Raw genomic sequence first — 18,176 nt, 5'->3', positions numbered from 1 at the left:
TTTTATGCGGAAAAAACTTATGCACCTTTTCCCTGATTTTATGACCTTGAGAAATATATAAGTAAATCAGCCTCTTATAAGACGAAAAAGGCGATTCGCCAACAAACCGTACACAGGTTATCCACAGATGCTCAGATGACCGGCGTGTCGACTACAACCGGCTCCGGCGGCAACGACCCCATGGCCCGTTGCTGGGCTTCGTTCCACGCCTGGGCGCGGTCATTCAGCGCGGCGATGGCACGGGGTCCTTCACCTTCGGCGTACATCGGTTCGCCGATCACCACGGTGATGGTGCCTGCGCGTTTCGCCCAGCCGGTCTTTGGCCAGAACTTACCGGCGTTATGCGCAATCGGCAGTACCGGCAGATGCGCATTGACCGCCAAAGCCGTACCACCGCGTGAGAACTTGCCTACCGTGCCGTAGGGCACACGCGTGCCTTCGGGGAAGATCAGCACCCAAACACCGTCCTTGAGCAGCTCATCGCCTTTCTTGGCCACGTGCTTGAGTGCGGCCTTGGGGTTGTCACGGTCGATGGCGATCGGGCGCAGCATCGCCATGGCCCAGCCAAAGAACGGTACGTACAACAGCTCGCGCTTGAGTACCTGGCTCAGCGGCGAGAAGTACGCCGACAGGAAGAACGTCTCCCAGGTGCTCTGGTGGTTCGACAGAATCACGCAGGGCTGGTCCGGGACGTTTTCCGCGCCCTTGACCTCGAAGCGGATGTTCAGGAACACCTTGGACAGCCACAACGCGCAGCGGCACCAATAGACGTTGATAAAGCGATAGCGCGCCTTGAATGGCAAAAAGGGCGCAATAAAAAAGCTCAGGGTGCACCAGAGGAACGAACTGGTGCCCAGCAGCAGGTAAAAGAAAAAGGTTCTGATGGCCTGCAAAATCGACATGGCGGCATTTACCGTTGCGGGACGCGGCCCGCCTGCTAAAAGCGCACTCCCGAGCAATCCTTGTTCAGGAAGTCGAGGGTGGCTAGTTGTTGATAAGTTCTGCGGCAACGGCCGCCAGATCGTCAAAAATCAAGGTGCCTACCGGCAGGTTTTTCGCCTGGGTCTTTTCGCCTTTTCCGGTCTTAACCAAAACTGGCTGAGAGTCGACGGCTTTGGCCGCCTCCAGGTCACCGAGGCTGTCCCCGACGAACCATATCCCAGCTAACGGCACCTTGTAATGTTCTGCAATGGTTTTCAACATGCCAGGCTTGGGTTTGCGGCAATCGCAGCCCTCATCCGGCCCGTGGGGGCAGTACACCACCAACCCCACCTCACCGCCCTGCTCGGCCACTAACGTGCGCAAGCGCGCGTGCATGGCGTCCAGGGTGGCGATGTCGTAGTAACCACGGGCGATGCCGGACTGGTTGGTGGCGATGGCCACCGTCCAGCCGGCTTTGCTCAACTGCGCGATGGCCTCGATCGAGCCGGGCAGTGGAATCCATTCCGCCACCGACTTGATGTAAGCGTCGGAGTCGACATTGATCACCCCGTCCCGATCAAGAATCAGCAGTTTCAACATGGTCAGCTCAGCGTCGAAATGTCAGCAATGTTGACGAACAGACCACGCAGGCGCGCCAGCATGGCGTAGCGGTTTTTGCGCACGCCGGCATCGTCGGCATTGATCATCACGGCTTCGAAGAACGCATCCACCGGGTCACGCAAGGTGGCCAGGCGCGCGAGCGCTTCGGCGTAGTTACGCTCGGCGATCAGCGGTTTCACTGCCGTCTCCGCTTTGGCGATGGCCGAGTTCAGCGAGAACTCCTTGGCGTCGGCAAACAGGCCTGGGTCGACGTCAGCATTGCCCAGGCCTTCGGCCTTGCTCAGCAGGTTCGACACACGTTTGTTCACAGCGGCCAGGGCGTCGGCTTCCGGCAGTTTGCGGAAGGCCTGCACAGCTTGTACGCGCTGGTCGAAGTCCAGCGCCGAACCCGGTTGCAGGGCACGTACCGCCAGGTACACCGACACGTCCACGCCTTCGTCTTCGTAACGCGCACGCAGGCGGTCGAACACGAACTCCAGCACTTGCTCGGCCAGGCCGGCTTGCTTGACCTTGGCACCGAACTGGCCGACGGCAAACACCACGGCCTGGGTCAGGTCGAGGTCCAGCTTCTTGTCGATCAGGATACGCAGCACGCCCAGGGCCGCACGGCGCAGGGCATACGGGTCTTTGCTGCCGGTGGGCAGCATGCCGATACCGAAGATACCCACAAGGGTATCCAGCTTGTCGGCGATGGCCACCGCAGCGCCGGTCAAGGTGCTTGGCAGTTCAGCACCGGCACCGCGCGGCATGTACTGCTCGTTCAGCGCCAGGGCTACATCGTCCGGCTCGCCGTCGTTGAGGGCGTAGTAGTAGCCGGCAACGCCTTGCATCTCCGGGAACTCGCCGACCATCTCGGTGGCCAGGTCGCACTTTGACAGCAGGCCTGCACGCGCAGCCCAGGCGGAATCGCCACCAATGCGTGGCGCAATGTAGGCGGCCAGCTTGGAAACGCGCACGGCCTTGTCGTAGACGCTGCCGAGTTTTTCCTGGAACACCACGTTCTGCAGGCGCAGGTTGAAGTCTTCCAGCTTCTGCTTCTTGTCTTGTTTGAAGAAGAACTCGGCGTCAGTCAGGCGCGGGCGAACGACTTTTTCGTTACCGGCGATAATCTGCTGCGGGTCCTTGCTTTCGATATTGGCCACGGTGATGAAGCGCGGCAGCAACTTGCCGTCCACGTCCAGCAGGCAGAAATACTTCTGGTTGTCCTGCATGGTGGTGATCAGCGCTTCTTGCGGCACGTCGAGGAAACGCTCTTCGAACGAACACACCAGCGGCACCGGCCATTCAACCAGCGCGGTCACTTCGTCGAGCAGGCTTGGCGGCACGATGGCGGTGCCTTCCTGCAGGCGGGCCAGCTCTTCGGTACGCTTGCTGATCAGCTCGCGACGCTCGTTGGCGTCGGCCAGCACGTAGGCGGCACGCAGGTCGGCAGCGTAGTTGGCCGGCGAGGTGATGCGTACAGCTTCAGGGTGATGGAAGCGGTGACCACGGGAATCACGACCGGCTTTCTGGGCAAGGAGGGTGCAATCGATGACCTGGTCACCGAGCAGCATCACCAGCCACTGGGTCGGACGTACGAACTCTTCCTTGCGAGCGCCCCAGCGCATGCGCTTCGGGATCGGCAGGTCGTTCAGCGAGTCTTCAACGATGGTCGGCAACAGGCTGGCGGTCGGCTTGCCGGTGATGACCTGGCTGAAACGCAGTTTCGGGCCGCTCTGGTCGATCTCGCTCAGCTCGACGCCACACTTCTTGGCAAAACCAAGGGCGGCTTGAGTCGGGTTGCCTTCGGCATCGAAAGCGGCCTGGCGTGGTGGGCCGTCGAGGTTGATGTTGCGGTCCGGCTGCTGGGTTTCCAGCGCGGTCAGCAACACGGCCAGGCGACGTGGCGCGGCGTAGACTTTCTTCGCGGCGAATTTAAGACCCGCGGTCTGCAGGCCTTTTTCGATACCGGCCAGGAACGCGTCGGCCAGGGTGTTCAGTGCCTTGGGTGGCAGCTCTTCGGTGCCCAGTTCAACCAGGAAATCTTGAGCACTCATTGTGCAGCCTCCAGCTTAGCCAACACTTCATCACGCAGGTCCGGGGTTGCCATCGGGAAGCCCAGCTTGGCGCGAGCCAGCAGGTAGGCTTGGGCGACGGAACGCGCCAGGGTGCGTACACGCAGGATGTATTGCTGGCGCGCGGTGACCGAGATGGCACGGCGGGCATCCAGCAGGTTGAAGGTATGGGAGGCCTTCAACACCATTTCATAGCTTGGCAACGGCAGCGGCTGGTCGAGCTCGATCAGGCGCTTGGCTTCGCTTTCATAGAAGTCGAACAGTTCGAACAGTTTGTCGACGTTGGCGTGTTCGAAGTTGTAGGTGGACTGCTCCACCTCGTTCTGGTGGAACACGTCGCCGTAGGTCACTTTGCCGAACGGGCCGTCAGCCCACACCAGGTCGTAGACCGAGTCCACGCCTTGCAGGTACATGGCCAGGCGCTCGAGGCCGTAGGTGATTTCGCCGGTCACCGGGTAGCACTCGATGCCACCGGCTTGCTGGAAGTAAGTGAACTGCGTCACTTCCATGCCGTTGAGCCAGACTTCCCAGCCCAGGCCCCAGGCGCCCAGGGTCGGCGATTCCCAGTTGTCTTCGACAAAACGGATATCGTGGACCAGCGGGTCCAGGCCCACATGCTTGAGCGAGCCCAGGTACAGTTCCTGGAAGTTGTCCGGGTTCGGCTTCAGTACCACCTGGAACTGGTAGTAGTGCTGCAGGCGGTTCGGGTTTTCGCCGTAGCGGCCGTCAGTCGGGCGACGACTGGGCTGCACATAAGCGGCGTTCCAGGTTTCCGGGCCGATGGCCCGCAGGAATGTAGCGGTGTGGAAAGTGCCGGCGCCTACTTCCATATCGTAGGGCTGAAGTACCACACAACCTTGCTCGGCCCAGTATTGCTGGAGGGCGAGGATCAAGTCTTGGAAGGTACGCACGGCTGGCGTAGGCTGGCTCACGAAATTCACCTGTTACTTGGGCTGCGATTTAAAGAGCGGGAGTATACCCGATTCGGCCGCGCCACCATCCCCTGGAGCCTTATGCCACGCTGCTTTTGGTGTTCTGAAGATCCGCTGTACATGGCTTATCACGATCAGGAGTGGGGAACGCCGCTGCGCGATGCGCAGGGTTTGTTCGAGTTGCTTTTACTCGAAGGGTTCCAGGCGGGCCTTTCCTGGATCACCGTTTTACGCAAACGCGAGCATTATCGAAAGGTCTTGTTTGGTTTTGATGCGCAGCGGTTGGCGCGGTTGACCGATGCTGAGATCGAAGCGCTGATGCAGGATCCGGGCATTGTGCGCAATCGTCTGAAGCTCAACGCCACCCGCCGCAATGCCGCAGCCTGGCTGGCGCTGGAGGACCCGGTGGGGTTGCTCTGGTCCTTTGTTGGTGGCCATCCCAAGGTCAATCACTTCAAGGACCGCAGCGAAGTGCCGGCGATTACACCCGAGGCTGAAGCCATGAGCAAAGCCCTGAAAAAAGCCGGTTTCACCTTCGTCGGGCCGACCATTTGCTACGCGTTCATGCAGGCCTCAGGCATGGTCATGGATCACACTCAGGACTGCGACCGTTACGCGGACTTGGCCAACGCCGGTTAGAATGCCGGCTTTGCGCACCACACACGATCAGGAGTGACCTGTGGAAAAGTTGAAAGGCGCCTTGCTGGTAGGCGCTCTCCGGTTGTTTGCCCTGCTGCCCTGGCGCGCTGTCCAGGCCGTCGGCACGGCGATTGGCTGGATCATGTGGAAAACCCCCAACCGCTCCCGCGACACGGTGCGGATCAACCTGTCCAAATGCTTCCCGGACATGGACCCCGTCGAGCGTGAAGCTTTAGTCGGCCGCAGCCTGATGGACATCGGCAAGTCCCTGACCGAAAGCGCCTGCGCCTGGATCTGGCCGGCCCAGCGTTCCATCGACCTGGTGCGTGAAGTCGAAGGCCTGGAGGTGCTGCACGAAGCCCTGGCTTCGGGCAAAGGCGTGGTCGGCATCACCAGCCACTTGGGCAATTGGGAAGTGCTGAACCATTTCTATTGCAGCCAGTGCAAACCGATCATTTTCTACCGCCCGCCCAAGCTCAAGGCGGTGGATGAGTTGCTGCGCAAGCAGCGCGTGCAACTGGGCAACCGCGTGGCGGCGTCGACCAAGGAAGGCATCCTCAGCGTGATCAAGGAAGTTCGCAAAGGCGGCCAGGTGGGCATTCCGGCGGATCCTGAGCCGGCGGAATCCGCAGGGATCTTCGTGCCGTTCTTTGCCACCCAGGCGCTGACCAGCAAGTTCGTGCCGAACATGCTTGCCGGTCACAAGGCCGTCGGCGTGTTCCTGCACGCGCTGCGGCTGCCGGACGGTTCGGGTTACAAAGTGATTCTGGAAGCGGCGCCGGAAGACATGTACAGCACCGACACTGCTACGTCCTGTGCGGCGATGAGCAAGGTGGTGGAGCGGTATGTCGGCGCTTATCCGAGCCAGTACATGTGGAGCATGAAGCGCTTCAAGAAACGCCCGCCGGGCGAAGCGCGCTGGTATTGATGCCGGCTTGACACTTGTAGTGAGCGAGCTTGCCTCGCGCGGGGCAAGCCCGCTCACTACAAAAGCACGCGTTTACACGCGGTCGAGTTTCTTCAGGAACACCGCCATTTCTTTTTCGGCCTGTTTGTCGCCATGGGCCTGGGCCGCTTCGATGCCCTTCTCCCACGCCAGCCGCGCCGCCGCACGATCTTCCAACCCCAACTGCGCCTTACCCAACAACTTCCACGCCGCCGAATACTTGGGGTCGAACTCCACACATTTCTGCAGATGCTCCGCCGCCTTGGCGTTGTCTTTCAAATCCAGATAACCCTTGCCCAAACCAAAACGCAGCAGGGAATTATCCACACCCTTGGCGAGCATTTTTTCCAGGGATTCGAGCATGCAGGCGTACTCCGTTGTGTCAGAAAAAGCTCAGGCCCACGTGGAACAGTTTCTCCACATCGCGGATATGTTTCTTGTCTACCAGGAACAAGATCACATGGTCCCCGGTTTCGATCACTGTGTCGTCGTGGGCAATGATCACCTCTTCGTCGCGAATGATCGCGCCAATGGTGGTGCCCGGCGGCAAGCCGATATCGCGGATGGCCTTGCCGATCACCTTGCTCGACTTGGAATCACCGTGAGCAATCGCCTCGATGGCTTCCGCCGCACCCCGGCGCAGGGAGTGCACGCTGACGATATCGCCACGACGCACGTGGGCCAGCAACGTGCCGATGGTCGCCAACTGCGGGCTGATGGCGATGTCGATATCGCCGCCCTGGATCAGGTCCACATAAGCCGGGTTGTTGATGATGGTCATCACCTTCTTCGCGCCCAGGCGCTTGGCCAGCAGCGATGACATGATGTTGGCTTCGTCGTCGTTGGTCAGGGCCAGGAAGATATCCGCGTCGGCGATGTTCTCTTCCATCAGCAGGTCGCGGTCCGAGGCACTGCCTTGCAGTACGACGGTGCTGTCGAGGGTGTCGGATAAATGCCGGCAACGTGCCGGACTCATCTCGATGATTTTCACCTGGTAGCGGCTTTCGATGGCTTCGGCCAAACGCTCGCCGATCTGCCCGCCGCCGGCGATGACGATGCGTTTATAGGTCTCGTCGAGGCGGCGCATTTCGCTCATGACGGCACGAATATTCGCCTTGGCGGCGATGAAAAACACTTCGTCGTCGGCCTCGATCACCGTGTCGCCTTGGGGCAGGATCGGGCGGTCGCGCCGGAAAATCGCCGCGACGCGGGTTTCCACATTCGGCATGTGCTCGCGCAACTGGCGCAGTTGCTGGCCCACCAGCGGGCCGCCGTAGTAGGCCTTCACCGCGACCAGTTGCGCCTTGCCGCCGGCGAAGTCGATCACCTGCAAGGCGCCCGGAATCTCGATCAGGCGCTTGATGTAGTGGGTCACCACTTGTTCCGGGCTGATCAGCACGTCGACCGGAATCGCATCGTTGTCGAACAGCCCGGCGCGGGTCAGGTAGGCCGCTTCGCGTACACGGGCAATTTTGGTCGGGGTGTGGAACAGGGTATGGGCGACCTGGCAGGCGACCATGTTGGTTTCGTCGCTGTTGGTCACGGCCACCAGCATGTCGGCATCGTCGGCACCGGCCTGGCGCAGCACCGTCGGGAACGATGCACGGCCTTGTACGGTGCGGATATCGAGGCGGTCGCCCAGGTTGCGCAGGCGCTCGCTGTCGGTGTCGACCACCGTGATGTCGTTGGCTTCGCTGGCCAAATGTTCGGCCAGCGTGCCACCGACTTGCCCTGCCCCAAGGATGATGATTTTCATCCGGTCACTCCCTTAAAACCATTCAGCCGCGCGCGGCGGCGATCTTGATCAGTTTGGCGTAGTAGAAGCCATCGTGTCCGCCTTCTTGCGCGAGCAATTGGCGGCCGTGGGGCTGCTTGATGCCAGCCGTGGTGGCGAGGTCGAGCTCCCGGGCGCCGCTGGTGCGGGCGAGGAAGGCTTCGATCACCTCGGTGTTTTCCGTCGGCAAGGTGGAACAGGTGGCGTAGAGCAGGATGCCGCCAACGTCCAGGGTCGGCCACATTGCGTCGAGCAGTTCGCCTTGCAGCACGGCCAGGGCGGCGATGTCGTCGGGTTGGCGGGTGAGCTTGATGTCCGGGTGGCGGCGGATCACGCCGGTGGCGGAACAGGGTGCATCGAGCAGGATGCGCTGGAACGGCTTGCCGTCCCACCAGGTGGCGGTGTCACGGCCGTCGGCGGCGATCAGCTCAGCGCTGAGGCCCAGACGAGCGAGGTTCTCGCGCACGCGCACCAGGCGCTTGGCTTCCAGGTCGACGGCGACGACACCGGCCAGGTCCTTTTCGACTTCCAGGATGTGACAGGTCTTACCGCCTGGCGCGCAGCACGCGTCGAGCACGCGTTGACCGGGTGCCAGGTCGAGCAGGTCGGCAGCCAGTTGCGCGGCTTCATCCTGCACGCTGATCCAGCCTTCGGCAAAGCCCGGCAGGCTGCGTACATCGGCGGCGGCTTCGAGCACGATGCCGTCGACGCTGTACACGCACGGCGTGGCGTTGATACCGGCCTCGGTGAGCAATTGCAGGTAGGCGTCACGGCTGTGATGACGACGATTGACCCGCAGGATCATCGGCGGATGCGCATTGTTCGCCGCGCAAATAGCTTCCCATTGCTCCGGCCAGAAGGCTTTCAGGGACTTTTGCAGCCAGCGCGGGTGGGCGGTGCGCACCACCGGGTCATGTTCCAGCTCGGCCAGCAGCGCTTCGCTTTCTCGCTGGGCTCGGCGCAGCACGGCGTTGAGCAGGGCCTTGGCCCAAGGTTTTTTCAGCTTGTCGGCGCAACCGACGGTTTCACCGATGGCGGCGTGGGCGGGCACGCGGGTGTAGAGCAACTGATAGAGGCCCACCAGCAGCAGCGCCTCGACATCCGCATCGGCCGTCTTGAACGGTTTTTGCAGCAACTTGGTTGCCAACGCCGACAAGCGTGGCTGCCAGCGGGCCGTGCCAAAGGCCAGGTCCTGGGTGAAACCGCGATCGCGGTCTTCGACCTTGTCCAGTTGGGTCGGCAACGAACTGTTCAGCGAAGCCTTGCCTTGGAGGACGGCAGCGAGAGCCTTGGCGGCAGCCAGACGTGGGTTCATTGGGCGGCCCCGAGGAGAGTACCCACGGCAAATTTCTCACGACGGCTGTTGAACAAATCGCTGAAATTGAGCGCCTTGCCACCGGGTAATTGCAGACGGGTCAGGCACAACGCTTGTTCACCGCAGGCGACCAACAGGCCGTCCTTGCTGGCGCCGATGATCTCACCGGGAGCGCCTTTGCCCTCGGTCAAGGTGGCGGCCAAGACTTTCAAGGCTTCGCCGTTGAGGGTGCTGTGGCAGATCGGCCACGGGTTGAAGGCGCGCACCAGGCGCTCCAGCTCCACGGCCGGGCGGCTCCAGTCGATGCGCGCTTCGTCTTTATTCAGTTTGTGGGCGTAAGTGGCCAGGCTGTCGTCCTGCACTTCACCTTCCAGGGTGCCCGCAGCCAGGCCAGCGATGGCCTGTATCACAGCGGGCGGGCCCAGTTCGGCAAGGCGGTCGTGCAGGCTGCCGCCTGTGTCTTCGCCAGTGATCGGCGTAGTGACCTTGAGCAGCATCGGGCCGGTGTCCAGCCCTGCTTCCATGCGCATCACGGTCACGCCGCTTTCGCTGTCACCGGCTTCCACCGCACGCTGGATCGGTGCCGCACCGCGCCAGCGAGGCAACAGCGAGGCATGGCTGTTGATGCAGCCCAGGCGTGGGATATCCAGCACCACTTGCGGCAGGATCAGGCCGTAGGCCACCACCACCAACAGGTCCGGCTTCAGCGCCGCCAGTTCGGCCTGGGCCTCGGCATTACGCAGGGTCGGCGGTTGCAGCACGGGAATGTTGTGCTCCAGCGCCAGCTGCTTGACCGGGCTCGGCATCAGTTTTTGCCCACGACCGGCCGGGCGATCCGGCTGGGTGTACACCGCGACGATGTCATAAGGGCTGGCAAGCAGGGCCTTGAGGTGTTCGGCGGCAAATTCAGGCGTGCCGGCAAAAACAATGCGCAGTGGCTCGGTCATGGGAGGTCTCGGTTAAAAGCAGTCACAAAAGAAAAAGGCTTGCCGCAGCAAGCCTTTGGAAGGGGGCATCAAGCTTGCTGGCGATGCTTTTTTTCCAGCTTCTTCTTGATCCGGTCGCGCTTGAGCGTGGACAGGTAATCGACAAACAGCTTGCCGTTGAGGTGGTCGCATTCGTGCTGGATGCACACCGCCAGCAGGCCTTCGGCAATCAGCTCGAACGGCTTGCCGTCGCGGTCCAGGGCCTTGATCTTTACGCGCAGCGGGCGTTCGACGTTCTCGTAGAACTCCGGCACGGAGAGGCAGCCTTCCTGGTATTCGCCCATTTCGTCGGTCAGCGGTTCGAACTCGGGGTTGATGTAAACCATCGGTTCGCTGCGATCTTCCGACAGGTCCATGACCACGACGCGCTGATGCACGTTGACCTGGGTCGCGGCGAGGCCGATACCCGGGGCTTCATACATTGTTTCAAACATGTCATCGACCAACTGACGAACCTTGTCGTCCACTACGGCCACCGGTTTGGCGATCGTGCGCAGGCGCGAGTCGGGGAATTCGAGGATGTTCAAAATAGCCATAAGCGTAATTGCTGCACATGTGAGGTAGAGGCAAATCGGCGTTGGGATGGACCCACACGACCGGTGTGAAACCCTTAAAAGCCGCGAAGGCCAAGGCATTTCACGCGAACGCACATAATAAAGGAGATTCACCCCATGAGGAAATCGCTACTCGTCTTGCTGCTGTGGGCCCCGTTTTCCATGGCCCTGCTGCCCTCGCCCGTCCAGCGCCTGGAACAACCGACGCAACAGGCTATCCAGCGCTTCCTGCTGCATAACCGCATCCTTGATACACCCCAGGACCTGGACAACGCACCGTACATCATCGCTGCCGAAGCTGGCCGCGTGCTCGGCGCCGATGGCGAGCGCGTGTATGCCAGGGGCAACCTGGACCCTTCCCAGCCCAATTACGGCATATTCCGACGCGGCAAGGCCTACACCGACCCACAGACCCGAGAGCTGTTGGGGATCAATGCCGACGACATCGGCACCGCCCGTTTTGTCACCGCAGGCGACCTCACCACCCTGGCCGTGCAACGCGTTACCCAGGAGGTGCGACCCGGTGATCGCCTGCTGCGTGCGCAAACACCCGTCGACCCGGCCGCTCTTGCTGTCACGCCAACGGCCGCCTTTATCGAAGGGCAGATCATCGATATTCCCAAGGGCGTGACCCAGATCGGCGTGCTGGATGCCGTAACCCTGAACAAAGGCCGTCGTGACGGCCTGGTCGAAGGCCAACTCCTCAGCGTGATCAAGACCGGCGCCACGGTGCGCGACCGCCTGACCGGCGCGCCGACGAAACTGCCCGACGAGCGCGCCGGCACCCTGCTGGTGTTTCGCACCTACGAAAAGCTCAGTTACGGCCTGGTGCTCAATGCCTCACGACCGTTGGCGGTGATGGACCGTTTCGAGACTGCTCATCAAACACAATAAATAGCCTGCTAAATAAGTTACCAACAGAGTTATCCACAACTTGTTCCGGTCAAGGATGATCAGATGTATCCGACAAATAGCCACGAAATTTCCCCCTCAGAACTGGAAGCGCGTCTACGCTTGCACAGGCTGCCGGAACTGGGTCAGAAACGTTTTCGCTTGTTGATCGAAGCGTTCGGCTCTGCCTCAAAAGCCATCAGTGCGCCTGCCAGCGCCTGGCGTTCACTCGGGCTGCCGGCCATCAGCGCCGATGCCCGGCGCAGTCATGAAATTCGCGATGCTGCCAGCGAGGCTTTGGCCTGGCTGGCCTGCCCGGCCCAGCATTTGCTGATGTGGGACCAGCCGGACTACCCTGCACTGCTTGCCCAGATTGATGATGCGCCGCCGCTGTTATTCGTCGCCGGTGACCCTGCAATCCTGGAAAAACCGCAACTGGCGATAGTCGGCAGCCGCCGTGCATCGCGTCCCGGCATGGACACGGCGGCGGCGTTTTCGCGCACCTTGGCGAGCGCCGGTTTTGTCATCACCAGTGGCCTTGCGTTAGGCATTGACGGTGCAGCGCATCAGGCGGCATTGGATGTGGGCGGCCAGACAATTGGCGTGCTCGGCACCGGGCTTGAAAATTTTTATCCACAGCGCCACCGCCGGCTGGCAGCGGCGATGATTGACCAAGGTAGCGCGGTGGTTTCCGAGTTCCCCTTGGATGCGCCGCCCCAGGCGGGTAATTTTCCCCGACGCAATCGGATCATCAGTGGCTTGTCCCTGGGCGTGCTGGTGGTGGAAGCCAGCATGGCCAGCGGTTCGCTGATCACGGCGAAACTGGCGGCCGAGCAAGGGCGCGAGGTGTATGCGATTCCGGGCTCCATCCATCATCCCGGCGCCAAGGGCTGTCATCAGTTGATCCGTGATGGTGCGGTGCTGGTGGAGACTATCGAACACATCCTGGAAGGTTTACGTGGCTGGCAGGCATTGTCCCGCCCAGCGCCGATGCCGGTTGTGCATCCGTTGCTGGCGTTGCTGCACGCGGCGCCTCACACCAGCGAAGCCCTGGCGATTGCCAGTGGACGGCCGTTGTCCCAGGTACTGGCGAGCCTTACGGAGCTTGAGCTCGAAGGTCAGGTCATCTGCGAAAGCGGGCGCTGGCTTGCGCGCTGCTAGGTTTTGTAAAGAAGATCGGTAAACTGCGCAGAGCTTTAGTCTGGAGAGTGAACAATGGTCAACCGGTGGCGTGTGCTGGAAACCGCACGAGAAATTCGCGCAGGCGCGGTGATTGCCTATCCAACCGAAGCGGTTTGGGGCTTGGGCTGCGACCCGTGGAACGAAGAAGCAGTGGACCGTTTGCTCGCCATCAAGAACCGTTCGGTGGACAAGGGCCTGATCCTGGTGGCGGACAACATCCGTCAGTTCGACTTTCTGTTCGAAGACTTCCCGCAGGACTGGATCGACCGCATGGCCAGCACTTGGCCAGGGCCGAACACCTGGCTGGTGCCCCATCAGGATTTGTTGCCGGAGTGGGTGACGGGTATGCACGACACCGTTGCCCTGCGGGTGACTGATCATCCGCTGGTGCGGGATTTGTGCTCGCTGGTAGGGCCGTTGATTTCCACATCAGCCAACCCGCAAGGACGCCCGGCGGCGCGCACGCGGATTCGCGTGGAGCAATACTTTCGTGGCCAGGTGGACCTGGTGTTGGGTGGCGCCTTGGGTGGACGCAAGAACCCGAGCTTGATTCGCGACCTGGTGACCGGTGAAGTGGTGCGGCCTTCCTGAGACCGAGGTGCGGCCTTCGCGAGCAAGCCCGCTCCCACATTTTGATCGAGTTCCAACCGAAGGAATGCGGTCAAAATGTGGGAGCGGGCTTGCTCGCGAAGAGGTCCTTAAAATCGCCGAAAATCTATAGCCTTACGGCAACAAAATAGTCGACCCAGTCGTCCTGCGCCCCGACAACTCCGTCTGCGCCTTCGCCGCCTCCGCCAGCGCATACCGCTGGTTGATATCAATGCGCACCTTGCCGCTCTGGATCATCGAAAACAGGTCATCCGCCATCGCCTGCAGGTTTTGCGGGTTGTTGGCATAGGTCGCCAGGGTCGGCCGGGTGACGTACAGCGAACCTTTGGCCGACAGAATCCCCAAGTTCACCCCGTCCACCGCGCCTGACGCATTGCCGAAACTCACCACCAGCCCCCGTGGCGCGACGCTGTCCAGCGAGGTCAGCCAGGTGTCCTTGCCGACGCCGTCGTACACCACCGGTACTTTTTTGCCGTCGGTCAATTCCAGCACGCGTTGTGCGACGTCTTCCTTGCTGTAGTCGATGGTTTCCCAGGCACCGAGGGATTTGGCCAGGGCGGCTTTTTCCGGTGAACTCACAGTACCGATCAGCTTTACACCCAGGGCCTTGGCCCATTGGCAGGCCAGTGAGCCGACGCCACCGGCTGCAGCGTGGAACAGGATGGTTTCGCCGCCCTTCAGTTCATAGGTCTGGCGCAGCAGGTACTGCACGGTCAGGCCTTTGAGCATGGCGCCGGCGGCTTGTTCGAAGCTGATGTCGTCCGGCAGGTGCACCAGGTTGGCGGCGGGCAGCACATGCAGTTGGCTGTAGGCGCCCAGCGGGCCGCTGCCGTAGGCCACGCGGTCGCCGACTTTGAATTGGGTGACTTCGCTGCCGACCGCGTCCACCACGCCGGCGCCCTCTGCACCCAGCCCCGATGGCAACGCGGGCGGCGCATACAGGCCACTGCGGAAATAGGTGTCGATGAAGTTCAGGCCAATCGCCTCGTTACGCACGCGAACCTGCTGCGGGCCGGGCTCTGCCGGCGTGTAGTCCACAAACTCAAGTACTTCGGGGCCGCCATGGGCGCTGAACTGGATACGTTTGGCCATCTGCACTTCTCCTGGGTTCGAATCGCGTAGCCCCCTATCGGACTCCTAAGCTTGATCTTCGTCAACTGCGGCGCAACCGGGTGCAGTGGTATCCTGTGCGCCCATTTGCCGCCGACGCCCAATGGCCTCGCGTAGCTTTGCCCGATTCAAGGTGATGCCATGACTACCCGCACCGAGGCTGTAAAGGCCTACCTGCTTGACCTGCAAGACCGCATTTGCAGCGCCCTGGAAACCTTCGAGACGGACACTCGCTTTATCGAAGACGCCTGGACCCGGCCTGCCGGCGGCGGCGGACGCACCCGTGTGATCGAAAACGGTTCGGTGATCGAAAAAGGCGGCGTCAACTTTTCCCACGTGTTTGGCAGCGGTCTCCCACCATCTGCCAGCGCGCATCGCCCTGAATTGGCCGGTCGCGGCTTTGAAGCCCTGGGTGTGTCGCTGGTGATTCATCCGCACAACCCACACGTACCGACGTCCCACGCCAATGTGCGCTTTTTCATCGCTGAAAAAGAAGGCGAAGAGCCGGTGTGGTGGTTCGGCGGTGGTTTCGACCTCACGCCTTACTACGGCAATGAAGAAGATTGCATCCACTGGCACCGCGTGGCCGAGCAGGCCTGTGCGCCGTTCGGTCCAGACGTGTACTCGCGCTACAAAGCCTGGTGCGACACCTACTTCCACATCAAGCACCGCAACGAACCGCGCGGCATCGGCGGCCTGTTCTTCGATGACCTGAACGAGTGGGACTTCGACACCTGCTTCGCCTTCATCCGCGCCATCGGCGACGCCTACATCAACGCCTACCTGCCGATCGTGCAGCGCCGCAAGGCCACCGCCTACACCGAGCAACAGCGCGAATTCCAGGAGTTCCGTCGTGGCCGCTACGTTGAATTCAACCTGGTCTACGACCGTGGCACCCTGTTTGGCCTGCAATCGGGCGGACGCACCGAGTCGATCCTGATGTCGCTGCCGCCGCAGGTGCGCTGGAGCTACGACTGGAAGGCCGATGCCGGCAGCGAAGAAGCGCGCCTCACCGACTACTTCCTGCAAGACCGCGACTGGCTGGGCGTTGTCGCGCCCAAGGCGGCTGTCTGATGGACCGCTATGTCGTGTTCGGCAACCCCATCGGCCACAGCAAGTCGCCGCTGATCCATCGCATGTTCGCCGAGCAGACCGGCGAGCAACTGGACTACAGCACCTTGCTGGCGCCGCTGGAGGATTTCACTGGCTGTGCCCGTGAGTTTTTTCAGCAGGGGCGGGGTGCCAACGTCACCGTACCGTTCAAGGAGGATGCCTACCGCTTGGCCAACACCTTGACCGACCGCGCCCAACGCGCGGGTGCGGTGAACACCCTGAGCAAACTGGCCGACGGCAGCCTGTTGGGCGACAACACCGACGGTGCCGGCCTGGTGCGTGACCTGACGGTTAACGCCGGGTTGAGCCTGCAAGGCAAACGCATCTTGTTGCTGGGCGCTGGTGGCGCGGTACGCGGCGCGCTGGAGCCGTTGCTGGCCGAACAGCCTGCTTCGCTGATCATCGCCAACCGCACCGTGGAAAAGGCCGAAATGCTCGCTGAGTTGTTCGACGACCTGGGCCCGGTGTCCGCCAGTGGTTTCGACTGGTTGCGTGAGCCGGTGGATGTGATCATCAACGCCACCTCCGCCAGCCTGTCAGGCGATGTACCGCCGATTGCGGGCAGCCTGATCGAACCGGGCAAGACCTTTTGCTACGACATGATGTACGCCAAGGAACCGACCGCGTTTTGCCGCTGGGCCACCGAACAAGGCGCAGCGGTGGCGATGGATGGCCTGGGCATGCTGGTGGAACAGGCGGCGGAAGCGTTTTTCCTGTGGCGCGGCGTGCGCCCGGACTCGGCGCCCGTACTGGCTGAACTACGCCGCCAACTGGGCTGATACAGAACTAAATGTGGGAGCGGGCTTGCTCGCGAATCCGGTGGTTCAGCTAAGTAATTTTTAGCTGACATACCGCATTCGCGAGCAAGCCCGCTCCCACATTTTTAACTGCGTTCAATCCTGAAAATTGATAGGGCAGCTGTCGGCCCCTTCCAGCTTTTTCAACTCTTCTACTACCTGCGGCCTGGCCCGGCGCAATGTCAGGCTGCGCCCCAAGCCCTTCAAGCGCCGCGCTTCCTGGTGCAGCATCTCCACCCCGGAATAGTCGATAAAGTTGATCTGCTGCGCCTCGATCACCACCCGTTCGCCCTGCAGGCTTTGCAGGCGTACTTGCAGATAGTGGCTGGCGCCGAAAAAGATCGAACCCCCCACCCGCAGCACATCTTCATCGCCATCGCGCCATTGCTGTACCCGTGGCTGCGAAGTGCGCTTGAGGTAGAAAAACAGCGACGCCAGCACCCCGGCGTAAATCGCTGTTTGCAACTCCAACAGCAAGGTGGCGACGCATGTCAGGCTCATCACCACGAACTCGGCGCGACTGACGCGGAATAACGCGCGAATGCCACGACGGTCCACCAAACCCCAACTGATCAGCAAGATGCTCGCGGCCATGCTCGGGATCGGAATATGGGCGATCAATGCCGCGCCAAACAGCGCAAACAGTGCCACCCACAACGCGGAAAACACGCCCGCCAACGGCGAACAGGCGCCCGCCTCGTAGCTGAGGCCGGAGCGTGTGAACGAACCGGCTGACAAATACCCGGAGAAAAATCCGCCAACGATGTTGGATAAACCCTGCGCCCGCACTTCCTGGTTGGCATCGAGCAATTGCTGCGAACGCGCCGACAGCGAGCGGGCAATCGACAAGCTGGTCACCAGCCCCAGCATGCCCACCGCCACGGCGCTTGGCAGCAGGCGCAGGATCACATCCAGGTCCATGGGCAACGGGCTGAACGGCGGCAGTTTGCCGATAAACGAACTGACCAGCGCCACATGCCCGAACATCGCCGGCCACAGCCACGCCACCAGGCTGCCCAGCGCCAGGGCGATCAACAGGGTTGGCCAGCGCGGTACGAGGTATTTGAGCAGTGCCCCCACCAGCAAGGTGCCGAGCCCGAGTATGAGTGAAGCATGATCCCATTCGCCGCTATGGTGGATCAGTGCCAGCAGGCTATTGATCGCCGTGGCCTGGCTCGGTAAATCCAGCCCCAGCAGATTGGGCAGTTGCCCGAGCGCAATCACCACGGCGGCGCCCAGGGTGAAACCGAGCACCACCGAATGAGAGACAAAATTCACCAGCGCGCCAAAGCGCAGCATGCCCAGCAGCCACTGGAAAACCCCGGCGAGGAAGGTCAGCAACAGGATCAGGGTGATGTAGTCCTGCGACCCCGGCACGGCCAACGGGCTGACACTGGCGTAGAGCACAATGGAAATCGCCGCCGTGGGACCGCAGATCAGATGCCAGGAGGAACCCCAGAGGCAGGCGATCAACACCGGGATGATTGCGGCGTACAGGCCGTATTCGGGTGGGAGACCGGCGATCAGCGCGTAGGCAATTGACTGTGGCAAGGCGAGAACCGCGCCACTGAGGCCCACCATCGCATCCCGGCCGACGCTGGCGCGGGTCTGACGCGGGAGCCAGGCGAGGAAGGGGAAGAGTGTGTGGCGGTTGGGCCGGGGCATCGCGGACTCGGGTAGAAAGGTTTAGCGCAGAGTATCAGCACATATTGGTCCCTGTGGGAGCGGGCTT

Annotated in this window: 18 protein-coding genes; 7 read left to right on the top strand and 11 right to left on the bottom strand. The window is 61.6% G+C overall.

The genetic code is table 11. The features are described from left to right. Nucleotides 1-131: 131 nt before the first annotated feature. From HX823_RS18055 to glyQ, 4 genes are all read right to left on the bottom strand, one after another. Nucleotides 132-902: a 1-acyl-sn-glycerol-3-phosphate acyltransferase gene (locus tag HX823_RS18055; RefSeq protein ID WP_033900474.1), complete on the bottom strand. Its 771-nt coding sequence runs from the start codon at nt 900-902 to the stop codon at nt 132-134. 82 nt (nt 903-984) lie between these two features. Further along, the gene (gmhB, locus tag HX823_RS18050) at nt 985-1,521 is read right to left on the bottom strand and encodes a D-glycero-beta-D-manno-heptose 1,7-bisphosphate 7-phosphatase (protein WP_161630242.1); all 537 of its coding nucleotides are present in this window, start codon (nt 1,519-1,521) and stop codon (nt 985-987) included. A 2-nt stretch (nt 1,522-1,523) separates the two neighbouring features. After that, on the bottom strand, nt 1,524-3,578 hold the full coding sequence (gene glyS / locus HX823_RS18045; protein WP_038847378.1) for a glycine--tRNA ligase subunit beta: 2,055 nt from the start codon (nt 3,576-3,578) through the stop codon (nt 1,524-1,526). Beyond that, a complete protein-coding gene (gene glyQ / locus HX823_RS18040) occupies nt 3,575-4,528 on the bottom strand; it encodes a glycine--tRNA ligase subunit alpha (protein ID WP_003187265.1) in 954 nt (317 codons plus the stop codon). Before glyQ ends, glyS begins: the two co-directional genes overlap by 4 nt. An 81-nt stretch (nt 4,529-4,609) precedes the next feature. Here glyQ and HX823_RS18035 point away from each other — a divergent pair, with 81 nt between their 5' ends. Then, nucleotides 4,610-5,167: a DNA-3-methyladenine glycosylase I gene (locus HX823_RS18035; RefSeq protein ID WP_133079499.1), complete on the top strand. Its 558-nt coding sequence runs from the start codon at nt 4,610-4,612 to the stop codon at nt 5,165-5,167. A gap of 40 nt (nt 5,168-5,207) precedes the next feature. Beyond that, nucleotides 5,208-6,095 (top strand): lysophospholipid acyltransferase, encoded by an 888-nt coding sequence (locus HX823_RS18030; protein WP_016978730.1) that lies wholly within the window; start codon nt 5,208-5,210, stop codon nt 6,093-6,095. Between the two features lie 72 nt (nt 6,096-6,167). Here the strand turns inward: HX823_RS18030 and HX823_RS18025 are convergent, their stop codons facing one another. From HX823_RS18025 to def, 5 genes are all read right to left on the bottom strand, one after another. After that, nucleotides 6,168-6,476, bottom strand: a complete 309-nt coding sequence (locus tag HX823_RS18025; protein WP_038847372.1) for a lipopolysaccharide assembly protein LapB — start codon at nt 6,474-6,476, stop codon at nt 6,168-6,170. A 19-nt stretch (nt 6,477-6,495) separates the two neighbouring features. Beyond that, complete coding sequence (gene trkA, locus HX823_RS18020; RefSeq protein WP_010207735.1) at nt 6,496-7,869, bottom strand: Trk system potassium transporter TrkA; 1,374 nt, start codon at nt 7,867-7,869, stop codon at nt 6,496-6,498. Between the two features lie 22 nt (nt 7,870-7,891). Beyond that, a complete protein-coding gene (gene rsmB / locus HX823_RS18015) occupies nt 7,892-9,202 on the bottom strand; it encodes a 16S rRNA (cytosine(967)-C(5))-methyltransferase RsmB (RefSeq protein WP_177075823.1) in 1,311 nt (436 codons plus the stop codon). Further along, nucleotides 9,199-10,149: a methionyl-tRNA formyltransferase gene (fmt, locus tag HX823_RS18010; protein ID WP_177075821.1), complete on the bottom strand. Its 951-nt coding sequence runs from the start codon at nt 10,147-10,149 to the stop codon at nt 9,199-9,201. The genes rsmB and fmt overlap by 4 nt, the downstream gene beginning before the upstream one ends. 68 nt (nt 10,150-10,217) lie before the next feature. Beyond that, entirely contained in the window at nt 10,218-10,724 is a 507-nt protein-coding gene (def, locus tag HX823_RS18005) for a peptide deformylase (protein WP_016978734.1), read from the bottom strand. 135 nt (nt 10,725-10,859) lie between these two features. On the opposite strand from def, the gene HX823_RS18000 reads away from it, so the two are divergent. The 3 genes from HX823_RS18000 to HX823_RS17990 all read left to right on the top strand — a co-directional run bounded on the left by HX823_RS18000 (nt 10,860) and on the right by HX823_RS17990 (nt 13,406). Further along, the gene (locus HX823_RS18000) at nt 10,860-11,636 is read left to right on the top strand and encodes a peptidoglycan-binding protein (protein ID WP_177075819.1); all 777 of its coding nucleotides are present in this window, start codon (nt 10,860-10,862) and stop codon (nt 11,634-11,636) included. Between the two features lie 63 nt (nt 11,637-11,699). After that, entirely contained in the window at nt 11,700-12,794 is a 1,095-nt protein-coding gene (gene dprA, locus HX823_RS17995) for a DNA-processing protein DprA (protein ID WP_177075817.1), read from the top strand. Nucleotides 12,795-12,848: 54 nt separating this feature from the next. Continuing rightward, complete coding sequence (locus tag HX823_RS17990) at nt 12,849-13,406, top strand: L-threonylcarbamoyladenylate synthase (protein ID WP_177075815.1); 558 nt, start codon at nt 12,849-12,851, stop codon at nt 13,404-13,406. 132 nt (nt 13,407-13,538) lie between these two features. Here HX823_RS17990 and HX823_RS17985 read toward each other — a convergent pair whose 3' ends face one another. After that, on the bottom strand, nt 13,539-14,516 hold the full coding sequence (locus HX823_RS17985; RefSeq protein WP_038847813.1) for a quinone oxidoreductase: 978 nt from the start codon (nt 14,514-14,516) through the stop codon (nt 13,539-13,541). A gap of 159 nt (nt 14,517-14,675) precedes the next feature. Here HX823_RS17985 and hemF point away from each other — a divergent pair, with 159 nt between their 5' ends. Together hemF and aroE are read left to right on the top strand one after the other, a co-directional pair. Beyond that, entirely contained in the window at nt 14,676-15,608 is a 933-nt protein-coding gene (gene hemF, locus HX823_RS17980; RefSeq protein ID WP_177075812.1) for an oxygen-dependent coproporphyrinogen oxidase, read from the top strand. Beyond that, entirely contained in the window at nt 15,608-16,426 is an 819-nt protein-coding gene (aroE, locus tag HX823_RS17975; RefSeq protein WP_177075811.1) for a shikimate dehydrogenase, read from the top strand. Before hemF ends, aroE begins: the two co-directional genes overlap by 1 nt. A gap of 114 nt (nt 16,427-16,540) precedes the next feature. On the opposite strand, the gene HX823_RS17970 is transcribed toward aroE, so the two are convergent. After that, nucleotides 16,541-18,109 (bottom strand): SulP family inorganic anion transporter, encoded by a 1,569-nt coding sequence (locus tag HX823_RS17970; protein ID WP_177075809.1) that lies wholly within the window; start codon nt 18,107-18,109, stop codon nt 16,541-16,543. Nucleotides 18,110-18,176: the final 67 nt, after the last annotated feature.

It is taken from the genome of Pseudomonas sp. P7759, from assembly GCF_013386445.1.
GTDB lineage: Bacteria > Pseudomonadota > Gammaproteobacteria > Pseudomonadales > Pseudomonadaceae > Aquipseudomonas > Aquipseudomonas azotoformans_A.
Note: the sequence above shows the minus strand (reverse complement) of the source record. Positions and strands in the feature narration are given on the sequence as shown.

What these genes read in the sequence shown, in the direction of transcription:
- HX823_RS18055 (WP_033900474.1), bottom strand. Translation starts at nt 902, where the DNA reads ATGTCGATTTTGCAGGCCATCAGAACCTTTTTCTTTTACCTGCTGCTG.
- gmhB (WP_161630242.1), bottom strand. Translation starts at nt 1,521, where the DNA reads ATGTTGAAACTGCTGATTCTTGATCGGGACGGGGTGATCAATGTCGAC.
- glyS (WP_038847378.1), bottom strand. Translation starts at nt 3,578, where the DNA reads ATGAGTGCTCAAGATTTCCTGGTTGAACTGGGCACCGAAGAGCTGCCA.
- HX823_RS18035 (WP_133079499.1), top strand. Translation starts at nt 4,610, where the DNA reads ATGCCACGCTGCTTTTGGTGTTCTGAAGATCCGCTGTACATGGCTTAT.
- HX823_RS18025 (WP_038847372.1), bottom strand. Translation starts at nt 6,476, where the DNA reads ATGCTCGAATCCCTGGAAAAAATGCTCGCCAAGGGTGTGGATAATTCC.
- trkA (WP_010207735.1), bottom strand. Translation starts at nt 7,869, where the DNA reads ATGAAAATCATCATCCTTGGGGCAGGGCAAGTCGGTGGCACGCTGGCC.
- rsmB (WP_177075823.1), bottom strand. Translation starts at nt 9,202, where the DNA reads ATGAACCCACGTCTGGCTGCCGCCAAGGCTCTCGCTGCCGTCCTCCAA.
- fmt (WP_177075821.1), bottom strand. Translation starts at nt 10,149, where the DNA reads ATGACCGAGCCACTGCGCATTGTTTTTGCCGGCACGCCTGAATTTGCC.
- def (WP_016978734.1), bottom strand. Translation starts at nt 10,724, where the DNA reads ATGGCTATTTTGAACATCCTCGAATTCCCCGACTCGCGCCTGCGCACG.
- HX823_RS18000 (WP_177075819.1), top strand. Translation starts at nt 10,860, where the DNA reads ATGAGGAAATCGCTACTCGTCTTGCTGCTGTGGGCCCCGTTTTCCATG.
- dprA (WP_177075817.1), top strand. Translation starts at nt 11,700, where the DNA reads ATGTATCCGACAAATAGCCACGAAATTTCCCCCTCAGAACTGGAAGCG.
- HX823_RS17990 (WP_177075815.1), top strand. Translation starts at nt 12,849, where the DNA reads ATGGTCAACCGGTGGCGTGTGCTGGAAACCGCACGAGAAATTCGCGCA.
- HX823_RS17985 (WP_038847813.1), bottom strand. Translation starts at nt 14,516, where the DNA reads ATGGCCAAACGTATCCAGTTCAGCGCCCATGGCGGCCCCGAAGTACTT.
- hemF (WP_177075812.1), top strand. Translation starts at nt 14,676, where the DNA reads ATGACTACCCGCACCGAGGCTGTAAAGGCCTACCTGCTTGACCTGCAA.
- aroE (WP_177075811.1), top strand. Translation starts at nt 15,608, where the DNA reads ATGGACCGCTATGTCGTGTTCGGCAACCCCATCGGCCACAGCAAGTCG.
- HX823_RS17970 (WP_177075809.1), bottom strand. Translation starts at nt 18,109, where the DNA reads ATGCCCCGGCCCAACCGCCACACACTCTTCCCCTTCCTCGCCTGGCTC.